The following is an 11,545-nucleotide window of genomic DNA, read 5'->3' on the forward strand; positions in this document are numbered from 1 at the left end:
AGCGCTGAGCATACCTTTCATGACAACGCTCCAATGAGTTCAGCAAGATAGGTGGCTGGCGTGCCTTGAGGAATGCTCAGCTCCACATCATTGATGAGAAGTGTCATGTTCGCCGTAGCTATCTGGGCCTGATACTTGGTTGTCTTTTCAACGATTTCGGCTCTAACAAATCCGACAGATTCCGATTGGTTTGCTGTTTGGAGTTGACGCCGTTTGGCGAAGAACGTGGATAAACTCAGTCCATGCTCTTCACAAAAAGCGCGTTGGGTAACACTGCTGCTTTCATATTGCTCAAACAGTGATTGCCATTCTAGGTTGGTACGTCGTTTTGCCATTTCAACTCTCCTTTGGGTTGGAGAGTTGATCTTATTCTTCGTGCTGAAAGATTAGAATGCGGTGTTCATGACACGCTTACGATAAACGGATGAATTGGAGTTAAACTCAGAGATAATCAAGCAGTCCAATCCTAAATAAATAAGTAACTCAATCCTAAATAAATAAGTAACTGTGGTTGATAGTTTGTTGGCACTGTAGATTTGGATCTTGTTGATAAGAAAGAACTTGGCTACGAGGATGCGTCCTAACATCACATATCTACCGGAAATACAAACTCGCTTTTGTCCCAAAGCATGGCGGCATAACACGCCTCTGAACATAAACGAGTTTGAGTCAGCTACCACATTGCGTCTTCGGATAAGCTGAATTAAGTAAAACCAAGTAAGCGAGCCTAACTAACAAGGCCTTTCAAATTAGCTTTGAGTATATCTCTTACTTCATCAGGAGAAATACCCCACAACTCTGCCATATACGGAATAACACTGGCCGCATCGGATGGATATAGAATTTTTCCTTTCACCTTGGCAAATGGACCATCTGTTTCCAATAAAATTCGATCTCTTGGTAGCCAAGAAATGACATTCTTCGCTCTTATCGAGAACAACATGGCTGGTCCTATAGAAAAATAACAACCAAGATCGATTGCTTTCAATACTTGTCTTTTTGTTGCAAGAAACCAATGAAGAATAGGAGTGCCCGCTTTGGGGTGCTCTCTTAAGCATTCTAAAACTGCGTCAACTGCATTTAGGCTATGAATAGTTAATATCTTATCTTTTTGAGATTCACATTTTTGAAGAATATGATTAAAAACAATCAACTGGTCGTCAAAATGTTCTTTATAGCCCTTTGAACCATCAAGTCCAATCTCTCCAATATACCGTGTTTCTTCTATCAATGTATCAAACAGGGCAAGCTCGTTTTTTCTCTGATGAGCTAACTGGGGATGCAATCCAAGTGCCGTCCGACAGTTTTTAATATCACGCGTTAAATTAACAGTACCTTTGAAAGCCGAAGGTACTGTCGTAACGGATAATAGATAGCAACCAGTATCACTGATGTCTTTTAAAACCATGTCATAATCGGGGTAAAGATCGACATGACAATGCATATCCATCATTATATTTTATTCGTCTCAAGAAACGTTTCCACTTCTTTGAGTCCACGTCTAATTGTAGACTCTAATTTTTCTCTTGTAGTTTGTTCATTCGGTAACGAGCCACTTTGTCTAATCCATCCCTTGTAGTCTTGAGATTTATTAAGCCTAATAATTGCAGTCTGCACCGCATGCAAATCATCTCTAGTATCTTTATCGTTATGAACAAATTTTAAGTTCTTACTAACGTATGGTGCATCTTGTTTGAACCCCGCATGATGGACAGATGAACGTCTAATTAAGCAAGGAACACAATGACCACACTGCATATGTTTTCGATGCCAATGACTACAGGACACGCTCAACGGAATGGCCTTAGCAATTGCAACTTGATCAACACATTCCTCTAACATTTCACCCTTTGTTTGAAATTGGTATGGGTTAACAAATGTCACGTTAAATCCAGCATCTTTTAAGAGTTCTTCAAGACGATTCAAGAAATATGGGTGAGTAGTCCGTGTACTGTGGCTACCAATTCGTCGCCTTGTGAGTGGAGGGTTGATTGAAATATACCCATTCTCGGGAACAATAATTGTAGAAATACTACTATCTTCGTTAGCATTTCTCAGAGCAGAAATCCCCAACACAGCCATAGCTAAAAAGTTAAAGCTTCTTCCACGCATCGTGACATCAGTTTTACCTTTCAATCCAGCCATTAAACTAGGTGAAATGCTATAAGAAAGCTCACCATACTTAGACTTTAAAAGCCTCTTGATGTTCTCTTGTTTAACACCATCTCCACGGTAAGCATGACTAAGCAAAAGCGGTTTATAATTGGATTTACCATTTAGTATATCTATTGCGCCAACAGCACTATCTAACCCACCAGAGAAAAGACAAACTGAGTTTAGTCCTTTGAAGCTATTCAACCTTGCTTTTGATTTGTTACTAACAATAGGTTTAGGCACCTCAAGCAAAGTTTTCGTAAACGTAAACTTCCACTGGTCACCAGTTAAGAAGCTCAAGATAGAACTAAGACGCTCCGATAAATTTCCCCATAATTTTTCGTTAATAACCGGAATATGCAAGTGCATAACCCTTGACCACGCATCTGCCGCATTACCTCGAAGTTCAAATGTCTCAGCAGCAGTAACGGCACTAGCTATGGTTATCAAATCTAAAGCATCCGCATCAATACTAACCCCAAGCTCACGTACTTTCTTTAGTAAGCTACCCGAAGCTCTACTGTGCTTAGAGCTATCGTGTGGGTGCGTACCGAAGAGTTGCACTGGGTGGCAAGTCTCGGAATACTCGGGAAGCAAAGAAGGATTATGGTTAAAGTAGAAATTAATCATTAAAAGACTCCCATTCATCTACAGTCTGCGATATCGCGTCAATTTGAATTTTAGTGATATTAGCCTGCGATAAATGCCCTCCATTATCACTCGTGATCTTTTCTACTTTAGATTGAGTTATCACTTTTATTAGATCCCTTAATTCTTCTTCCATTTTGTGATGTTTACTAGCGTGTTCAGCATGGAACCAAGCCTTGCCCATTCCATCAACAACATCCTGAAAAATCAGATCAGTTAAATAGCAAGATATAGCTTCTGTTACCACATCATCTGTAAACATGGACTCATCAAACTTTTCTTCATCAGGCAATACTTCCGCTAATGCAAAATCTATTGCTAAACGCACAGATTCAGCATCACCGTTATCAGGTGTTAGATGATCGCTAATACGATCTATAGCTTGGTCAGTAGTTAATCCATTTAACTCAGATAGAGAAAGGGTTCTATCGTTATACTTAACGCTGTCACCTTGCATCATCCCCAATAGACCGGAGCCAGCAGTGATACCGCTCGCTAGCCTGCGGCTCACTCCAGAACCTCCACCGGAGCTTCTAGAGTATTTCTTAAGAGAGCCTCTCAAATTAGAGCTGTCACTTCCTGACTTTGCGTAATCCCCAAATGCCCTTCTTGCCCCTGTCAGTCGATTTGGTGACGGAATATTAGGAACTGAGCCCGGAATCTGCTCTTGTACTTTTCCATTATCAACTTCCTGTGGTGGTACGCTAACGTCAGCTCCATTATCAGAACCAACTTCCACTGAACCGCCTTGCTCTGCCCATGGTGGTAACAACGGGCTCTTATTATTAGGTCCGGTACTTGATGCTGAAGTTCCCATTATTTAGTTGCCTCTAGTTCTTTAATCAATGATTCTAGCCATCGTTTCTTGGGAGCTTTCTTCACGAAAGCTAAAAAATTAGCCTTACACCTATCATCATGTGCTGCCAATTGCCTTGCTCCATATATTCCGGAGGTTTTTAGGCCCCATTCTTCAACTTTACGCAACTCTTCGATGAGGCTATCCATCACAAATATGTACTCTTCACTAGCTGTAAGTTCAATCAGTTCAGAGCTCGCTTTACTGGATCTAGTTTTCTGTTTCAACAATCCTTCGAGCATTTTTTGTGCTGCGCCTGACATGACGCTATTAACAGAGCCCATCGGGATATTTTGTCTACTCAAGTATGCTGCCGCTGTTAGATCTACACCTGTAAACAAAGGTTTTAATCGAGCCCATTTTTCTAGGAAATGAACTTCTTTCTTCCATTCATCAGGTAGCCTTTCGATATCAAACTCTTTATCTGTTCGTTCGAGTTCTTCAATGAGTTCTGGTTTACCACTCTCTGAATCAATGAGCTCATACAGCCTATTTGTTGCTTGAATACCCATGCAGCGTTCAAAAATTACTAGCTTAGTTATTGTTCGCTCATCTAGCTGCATACCTCTACGATGTGCAGTTTTTTTCCTCATCTTAACTTGATTAAGTAAGCGCTTTACGATTCTTGGGTTGCCGTTTATGTTCGCAGACTCTGCCAATATTGGAGCCATCTGTTCTGCTATCTTAAACTCTTCTCTAAGCTCAGCGTCATCAAGCTCACACCTTTCGAGTAAATCATCTACCGAAATCTGTCCCTGTTTCCAAGAAAACCTGAGTGATTCTTCCAACCCTAGCCTCAAGCGGTCGAACTCTTTTATTGGGATACCTCTGTCTTGGGCAATTAGCATTATCAGATAGGCTCTAACCTCAGCAAAACCGGGCTTTGGAACATGTACAGGGATTTGAATCAGTTTATCTAGATAGTCAGTTTGGTGACGTACAGAAGCTCCCTTATGGAAATGAGGAATTGCCAAGCGAATCATGTCAGGGTCAGCCGCAACAACAAATGCAGTATTTGGCATGAACAAAAACAATCTAATTGCTTCTAGTGTGGATATCGTATTCTCAGGTAAACATCTATCTAAGTTATCAACATAAACAATTACAGGTTTATCAAAAGCCTTTAGCAACGATATATAGGATTTTCTAAACTCTCTAATTTCTTTTGGAGGAGAGAATTTCTTCTTAGCTTTTACAAGTCCTTTAGCCTTTTTACCAACCTGACCTATTGCTTTAGCATCTTTCTGAGCTGCTTCGAAATCCAAATCATCATCTTCATCAAAGGCATCTCCAGCCCAACCAAAAAAGTTCTGAATTGCACCGAATGTCGGCATTCCAGAAATAGCAGCAGCACCTTCAGCCATAAGCCCCATAAACCTTACTTTGTCGATGCGCTTAGCAAAATCAAGTGCCTTTTCAAGTAGCTTTTCATCCTCAGCGGCAGCTTCAACCAATTGTGCTGCTATAGTCTCCAACAGTGCAGCTTTTGCATCGTCGTATCCTTGAAATGTCCATGCATCAAAATGAATCTGGATGTACTCTTGTTCTTCCTTCTCAAGCGCTTTAGCGGTCAACTCTAAAATTGTTGACTTACCAGCACCCCAATCACCAAATACGCCAATAGATATTGGCATTAACTCTTTCTCTGTAATGAGATCTTTGATTGATTCAGCAATCTCATTGAAATTTAAAAAATCGATCTTAGATTCTTTATCTGACCACATGTTTATGTCCTGACAGTACTAATAACAACCGCGTCAGTATTGACTCAGCTGACTGATCCTCAAGTTAAATAAGATTCTATTGAAGGCGTTACTTCTCTGATATCACAAGTAAAAACAAATATGTGCTTTGTTTCTTAATAATTTTATCATTCTAATCTGTGAATTTAGCAATTCAAAGATAATAAAACTCAGTTTGTGAGGTAAGAGTATGAGTCAGAGACTTGCCAGATCAGTTTGACAAGAGGCTATGAGAAATTGTGCACCAGCGGCTGAACAAATAGGAAGTAACTCCTTTAACAAATTGGAAAGCAACTTGCTGACTAAATTATTCTAGTGAAGGTTTACTGCTAAAAAAACACGTTTGGGGGCATTTTCGAGCTAAAAAATGCCAAATGTTAAAATTCAGATTGTGACGTTTTTGGACAGAAATCATTTAAATTCGATCGCCTAAATACCAACCACGACATTAGTTTATGTATGCTAACTTGCGACACCCAACACCACCTTAAGTACGAAAGAGTTTCGCAATCTACAGTCTCTAGCCACACCTTTAATTCCACCTAAATATCTGTGATAATTACAAAAATCTAGTTTTACTAAGGCTTGGGGAAAGTCCCAAAATAAATTGCTCACCTACCAATTTGGGGCCTTGTAATTTGAGTAAAGGTACGAAGACAGTATGGATAAGGACACAAACTTTTTTACGGCATCGCAAATAGCTAGGTCTATTTCGATTCCATTCGCTGATATAGAAGAGATGCTAGACCCCTACATATACTTCAAAGGCCTAATTTTTAAAGGTGACAAAATCAGTTATGTTGACGGTTATTTTATAGTCCACAAAACTGAAGTCGTTGGTCCCAAATTTACCCTAGAGGAAATCGAAAGTGGCTATGCGATCTGTGATCCGGATATGCCAGTTTTTAATTTCGTAGTTGAGGTTAAAGGCACAAAATACAGCAATAACGAGGAATTAATTGGGAATGTTTACCTACTAAAAACTAAGACCGAGGTAGAAGATGAAGCGTTATTCTCATATGAACAGCTTTGCAAAATAGCATCAGAAATTGGATACCCTAAGCCAATCGAAAAACTTCAACTTCTCGCAAAAGACCATGCTTATGATGTGAAGGTTATCAACCAAAAAAGTAACTTTACTTTAAGTGCCGCCGCAAAAATAGCTGCGAATATTGAACCTATGGCATCAATAGAAATGCCATCACAGAGGTACTCATACAATCACTACCTTGAACTATTAAGCGACTGTATAAAAGGAACAAATCAACATGGATTTAAATTGCATACAGTAGAGCTTTGGACATCATGTAATGATGAGTTCGGTGAAAGGTATTCTAAAAATTACAAGAATGGAACGTTACTAAAACAGCGAGCAGTATTGGATTACGAGCTTACAATAATCTCAAAGCAAGAATTTTTAAGATGGTCTGAATATCAAAGATTAGATATTGGTTTGGATTATCAACCTGAAAGCATAAGCAAGTCAGTTGAATTACTAGAGATGAGACTTTCTGAATCAGAAGAGGAAATTTCACGATTAAGAGATTTACTCATTAATGAAGATTCGATGACTCCAGAAACCACAAATAACTCATACCCGCCTGAATTACAAATAGCTATTGATGCTTATGAAGAGCTATGTTTAAACGAAGCTACTCCTCCAACAAACAAAGTAATACAACACTGGCTGAAAGCAGAAAGCAAACAGAGAGGAATCACCCACAAGGATGGTTCTGATCAAGTTCAGGGATTGAGCCAAGTAAAGCTAGAGCGAATAGCTTCAATGATCAAATCTAGGTAGGAGAAAAACTAGGGGTAACCTAGGTAACCCCTAGCCTTTTAACAGGTAACCCCACTTGCCTAACCTCCCCTCTAATAAGTTTTAATTTACCTAAATCGACCCACAACCGGCAAAGGTAACTTATGATTGATTTGATAAAGGTTTTAGCCGATCTACCTACAGAAAACCTTCTGCTAATAACACTGATAATTTATATTCTCAGTGAACGGAAGAACTCATAGAACTGTAACCGTTGAGTCGTAAGAATCAACATATACGCAACGTAAAGTAGTAGCCTCTGTATTGGGGATAAATGGTTAAAAGGATTGCTAGATTCGTTATTTATGTATTAGCTCACGTATTGAAAATTTTCACTCACAAGAAGTTCGGCTTTTGATTGACTGCAATCAACTGATTTATATAATGTGCAAATCAGTGCAGTCAGGTTGCCATCACCATTGCGACTGCTCGTAAACAAAATAGATGGCAAAGTCTGAACTCCTCTTCCTGACTCTTCATGAGACTGAGAGGAACGTATTTGAGGAGTAGCCTATGGTGAAACGAGATAATGCGGGTTCAGCATCCTTACCAAAGCTCATCACTGCTTTTGGGGGATTGTTTGTAATTTTGGTTGCAAGCTTTGAACCCGTTACAGCTTTTGTGTGTGCATTGAGTGCGACAGGATTTCTGTCACGCTTATAGGGTTGGTAAGGTAAACCCGCTCGCTAGCTCAACAGCTAGCGGGTAGCCCTCTCCTTACTATACTTACTTAGACTGCCCTGATTTACTCTAGATTTTTAGCCAGCAACAACATTAAACTTGCAAGTCGATGAAAGAGATATTCAATATGACTGCTATCAGTAAGTTTAATCTGGCTTATCTCTGAGTGACGAATGAAGAATGCGTTTCCTATATTTGTCAAAGCCTTAGCTTCTGCTTCTAGTTCTGCTCGAAAATCAGGGTCAGATGAACAGTTGTCTAGTAAGGTGGCCAATGATTGCTTTTCTCTGGTTCAGCGACTGTCTTTATGCGTTCAAAAGCGTCCCAAAGCTCTTTTAAAGCTTCATACCTAACTCGTACGTCAGTATTACAAATTTTTCTATTTGCATGCTCAAGTAGGTCATTTAGCTCCTGCTCAGATGTTTTCGGGGCTTGTTGAATAACAGAACTTAGAGCCCCACTCATAACCCTTTTAATTTGGCCGTCAGCTAGTAGCTCATAAGCCAAACCATTTCGAGTGAAAATGGTATTAACCTTCTCTAAGAAATCGGCTCGTCCAGTTGTACGATCAAACGAATCTATATGGTGATGCCTATAGTACGAATGATAACTTCCTTGTGTAGGCTTAGATACATTTGCGTAGCAAAACTGTACTAAATCTAGTGCGTCCAAATAGTTAGGAACAAACGGGACTTTTTTATGCGACCAACCATCAGGATTTTCGTCTTTTTCTGTAACAAGTGGGTATTCAATTCCCAATATTTCAGCTTTTAGAGCAAAGGTAAACCCTGTCTCATCAGTACCACAGCACCCTTGTCCATCAAGGCAAAGCTCTGGAAAATTTTCTCCAAAATATCCCGTATTGATTAGCTTTTGAATTAAAGCAACGAGCCCACACCAAACATTGTGCGGGATCTCATTGTTTGTTCGAGGCGTAGTACCTCTTTCTTGATCACTAAAGTACTTCATAATTGCCTCAATTTAGTTGACGCCTTGTTAGCTTTCATTTTTCGATTGATCAATTAGATCATTTCTCCACTCTGAAACTAAGTCGGAAAGTGTTTTATAACCATATTCTGAGTCAATTAACCCCTGAAATTCATTTATCAGAAATTCACAGTCCATTGAGAATGCTGTTAGAACACGTGTAGTGTAATTATCAGGCCAAGTATCGCTCCACTCATCTCGGTGCTTGAAATAATTGGCAGTACAATTAACCATCTCTATTAGAGAATAACCCTGAACTTTTACACGGTGATTTTGATATGCTTTTTCTTTGGTCAATTTATTGAGCCCTAAGCTGACTCGGATTTCGTTAATATCTCGTAAGCTACTGATGCAGTAAGCTTGAGCTGAAACAAGCAAAGAGCCGTAAAGAACTTCACCGTATTCGTTCATCCACACCCCATCGAACCAAGGTTCAGTGCGGTTCCTCTCAAACAACTTTGCGATACCTGCTTGGATCGTTTCCTCTACATCGATTAATGGGCCAAGGCCATAGTCAACCTCAAAAATATTCATATTGCTCCTGAATGCTAACGCCTTGTTAGATACTCTGGCTCAGTCCGATGTTACGCCTCAACACAGAACCAGACTTTATAAGGCTTTTCTTGGAAAGTAACTTAGGATGTAGTTGGTCTTCCAAATAGTCTGTAGGTAAACCCGTGTCTTCACGAACAACCCAAGAAGCATATGGTCGCTTTTCACCTAAAAACTGCTGTCCAACAGAGCGAGGTAATACTCCCAACACCTCAGCAACAGCGCCATAAGTAGCACGCACTTCAATTTCATTTAGGTAATCCAGTATTTTCAATACTACTTCTTCTTTTTCACTCATAATGCTTGCCTATATTTATGATTTTTTCGACTCTAAATCATTGTATATATTTCAAGAGTACTTGCTGTTTTTGGAGTGTTTTAACGCAAATGCCTAACAGCTCAATATGTCGATGTTGGATGTTTATCACATCCTTTTCCCCCCAAGCATACCTAAATACTGGATTGAATATACGAAGGTTTTTGTGTTTGTTCTGTGTGCCATGTTGAAACATTAGCATAGATAGGGATAAATCAAGCTAGCAGTTTTCTTATTGAAAAAGGTCTAACAAGCTTTGGGGGGAAAGTGTGCTAGGAATCATTAATAGAGGTAACTCCAGATGCCCAATATTGATGAGTAAATACAGCTGCGCTACTAGGCATTGTATGTCATCTACGACGCTACTAAAGTTTGGGTCATTTATAAGCTCTGAATCGAAAACTCACGCAACCAAGGTTTGGTGACCAAACTTTGGTTGCGTAATAAGTGTATGATTCAAAATATTTATTATACACCTGATCGGGTAAAGAGATGATAGTACTCTCATCCACGAACAACAATTGACAATACCATCAACAAGTGGAAGTATTGGCCGCTTTTTGAGGGCAAAATGTCGATCCCAACGAAAAATCATCTCCTATCTTCAACGAATGAACCTATTAGTGAACTATTGTCCGTTAAAGCTACAGATCCAAATTTAACTCCTTATAAACAGTCTGCTCTGAACTCAACTTGCCCACAGAAGCTGATTCATGGATCTAGAGTCACGCATCGTCATCTAGCTAGTAATATGACCACAGTGCCTTCAGTTTTAGAAGAATTGGCGTGGCGATTACCAAATGAGCCCATCTCAAAAGCCTTCAACGAATTGATTTATGACGTATCGCATCCCAACGAGGATGAGTTAAAGTTTCGTTTTGAATACACAGCTCTTAGTTCTGCCGAGAAGTATCAAATTATGATGTTCTCAGATCTACCTATATTGATCGCGCTGCTTTTATTTTTGGACAAAAAGCAAGCATATCGTGGTGGTCTAATTATGTTTACCACAGAGGAGATCCTTATGTTGACTAACCCACGTATAACCAAAAATTTTGAACCTAGATATCAAACAATCAATGACAGTTTGTTGCGTATTTTGAATACCAAAGTTGAGTTAATCACTTCAAGGTTGAGCAGAGATCATTTAAAGCTAAATTTTATAAGATATCAAACTAGTGAGGGCTCTCCTCAGTCTCTAATGACATTTACTTTAGTAGCCGACCTAGATGTTTTCCATCAACTGCTAAAATCAATATTCACATACGTATCGAGCTGGAATAGTTTGACTGGTAGTCAACGTCATAACCTGAGCCTCGACTATGGCGAATCATTTTATGATAGAGAGTTCTCGCAGGAAACGTCATCGATGAATCGTAAGATCAACAATATTTATCGCGCATATATTAGATCATAATTTGGGAGCACGGACACTCAATCAACTAAAATGAATAAAACTTAAAATCTCTATATGGCTATCTTCTTCAAGAGAACATAAGTCATGATTTTATAGATCTATATAAACAATATTTTAAGTCATACTGGAGTCGCAACGTTACACCTAAACGTTAACGTTCTTAAGCGTGAAACGCTAGAAGACGCAGTTGCTCACCCAGAGAACTACCCACAGCTAACTATCCGTGTATCGGGTTACGCTGTACGTTTCAACTCTCTAACAACTGAACAGCAACGTGACGTTATCGCACGTACGTTCACTGAGTCTCTATAATTTTTAGAGCTTAAATTAATCGAGTAGGAGGAGGCCTCGCGGCCTCCGTCCTCTCACACCA

Annotated in this window: 11 protein-coding genes; 3 read left to right on the forward strand and 8 right to left on the reverse strand. The window is 39.5% G+C overall.

Annotated elements, in window-relative coordinates:
* Positions 1-17 precede the first annotated feature (17 nt).
* The 5 genes from tnpA to AB4375_RS07415 all read right to left on the reverse strand — a co-directional run bounded on the left by tnpA (position 18) and on the right by AB4375_RS07415 (position 5,382).
* On the reverse strand, positions 18-335 hold the full coding sequence (tnpA, locus tag AB4375_RS07395; RefSeq protein ID WP_017037717.1) for an IS66 family insertion sequence element accessory protein TnpA: 318 nt from the start codon (positions 333-335) through the stop codon (positions 18-20).
* Positions 336-727: 392 nt separating this feature from the next.
* Positions 728-1,453, reverse strand: a complete 726-nt coding sequence (gene qatD, locus AB4375_RS07400; RefSeq protein WP_104216209.1) for a Qat anti-phage system TatD family nuclease QatD — start codon at positions 1,451-1,453, stop codon at positions 728-730.
* Positions 1,453-2,784: a Qat anti-phage system QueC-like protein QatC gene (gene qatC, locus AB4375_RS07405; protein WP_104216208.1), complete on the reverse strand. Its 1,332-nt coding sequence runs from the start codon at positions 2,782-2,784 to the stop codon at positions 1,453-1,455. The genes qatD and qatC overlap by 1 nt, the downstream gene beginning before the upstream one ends.
* On the reverse strand, positions 2,777-3,619 hold the full coding sequence (locus tag AB4375_RS07410; RefSeq protein WP_104216207.1) for a hypothetical protein: 843 nt from the start codon (positions 3,617-3,619) through the stop codon (positions 2,777-2,779). Before AB4375_RS07410 ends, qatC begins: the two co-directional genes overlap by 8 nt.
* Complete coding sequence (locus tag AB4375_RS07415) at positions 3,619-5,382, reverse strand: P-loop NTPase fold protein (RefSeq protein ID WP_372051270.1); 1,764 nt, start codon at positions 5,380-5,382, stop codon at positions 3,619-3,621. Before AB4375_RS07415 ends, AB4375_RS07410 begins: the two co-directional genes overlap by 1 nt.
* A gap of 679 nt (positions 5,383-6,061) precedes the next feature.
* Here AB4375_RS07415 and AB4375_RS07420 point away from each other — a divergent pair.
* A complete protein-coding gene (locus AB4375_RS07420) occupies positions 6,062-7,201 on the forward strand; it encodes a hypothetical protein (RefSeq protein ID WP_104216205.1) in 1,140 nt (379 codons plus the stop codon).
* Positions 7,202-8,158: 957 nt separating this feature from the next.
* Here the strand turns inward: AB4375_RS07420 and AB4375_RS07425 are convergent.
* From AB4375_RS07425 to AB4375_RS07435, 3 genes are read right to left on the reverse strand one after another with little or no spacing between them, the layout of a single operon-like run.
* Positions 8,159-8,869 (reverse strand): AbiJ-NTD4 domain-containing protein, encoded by a 711-nt coding sequence (locus tag AB4375_RS07425; protein WP_372051271.1) that lies wholly within the window; start codon positions 8,867-8,869, stop codon positions 8,159-8,161.
* A gap of 27 nt (positions 8,870-8,896) precedes the next feature.
* Complete coding sequence (locus AB4375_RS07430) at positions 8,897-9,421, reverse strand: hypothetical protein (protein ID WP_104216229.1); 525 nt, start codon at positions 9,419-9,421, stop codon at positions 8,897-8,899.
* Between the two features lie 25 nt (positions 9,422-9,446).
* Positions 9,447-9,737, reverse strand: coding sequence for a hypothetical protein (locus AB4375_RS07435; protein WP_104216230.1), 291 nt, complete (start codon positions 9,735-9,737; stop codon positions 9,447-9,449).
* A 589-nt stretch (positions 9,738-10,326) separates the two neighbouring features.
* Between AB4375_RS07435 and AB4375_RS07440 the strand changes: the two genes are divergently transcribed.
* Together AB4375_RS07440 and AB4375_RS07445 are read left to right on the forward strand one after the other, a co-directional pair.
* The gene (locus tag AB4375_RS07440) at positions 10,327-11,172 is read left to right on the forward strand and encodes a hypothetical protein (protein WP_133160489.1); all 846 of its coding nucleotides are present in this window, start codon (positions 10,327-10,329) and stop codon (positions 11,170-11,172) included.
* Between the two features lie 96 nt (positions 11,173-11,268).
* A complete protein-coding gene (locus tag AB4375_RS07445; protein ID WP_276605512.1) occupies positions 11,269-11,484 on the forward strand; it encodes an autonomous glycyl radical cofactor GrcA in 216 nt (71 codons plus the stop codon).
* The last annotated feature ends 61 nt before the right edge of the window (positions 11,485-11,545 follow it).

This window comes from Vibrio sp. 10N.261.51.C6, assembly GCF_041471785.1.
Taxonomy (GTDB): domain Bacteria; phylum Pseudomonadota; class Gammaproteobacteria; order Enterobacterales; family Vibrionaceae; genus Vibrio; species Vibrio crassostreae_C.

Bases quoted from the DNA above. Each gene is read 5' to 3' on its own strand.
- AB4375_RS07440 (WP_133160489.1), top strand. From the start codon at position 10,327: ATGTCGATCCCAACGAAAAATCATCTCCTATCTTCAACGAATGAACCT.
- qatD (WP_104216209.1), bottom strand. From the start codon at position 1,453: ATGATGGATATGCATTGTCATGTCGATCTTTACCCCGATTATGACATG.
- qatC (WP_104216208.1), bottom strand. From the start codon at position 2,784: ATGATTAATTTCTACTTTAACCATAATCCTTCTTTGCTTCCCGAGTAT.
- AB4375_RS07410 (WP_104216207.1), bottom strand. From the start codon at position 3,619: ATGGGAACTTCAGCATCAAGTACCGGACCTAATAATAAGAGCCCGTTG.
- AB4375_RS07415 (WP_372051270.1), bottom strand. From the start codon at position 5,382: ATGTGGTCAGATAAAGAATCTAAGATCGATTTTTTAAATTTCAATGAG.
- AB4375_RS07420 (WP_104216205.1), top strand. From the start codon at position 6,062: ATGGATAAGGACACAAACTTTTTTACGGCATCGCAAATAGCTAGGTCT.
- tnpA (WP_017037717.1), bottom strand. From the start codon at position 335: ATGGCAAAACGACGTACCAACCTAGAATGGCAATCACTGTTTGAGCAA.
- AB4375_RS07430 (WP_104216229.1), bottom strand. From the start codon at position 9,421: ATGAATATTTTTGAGGTTGACTATGGCCTTGGCCCATTAATCGATGTA.
- AB4375_RS07425 (WP_372051271.1), bottom strand. From the start codon at position 8,869: ATGAAGTACTTTAGTGATCAAGAAAGAGGTACTACGCCTCGAACAAAC.
- AB4375_RS07435 (WP_104216230.1), bottom strand. From the start codon at position 9,737: ATGAGTGAAAAAGAAGAAGTAGTATTGAAAATACTGGATTACCTAAAT.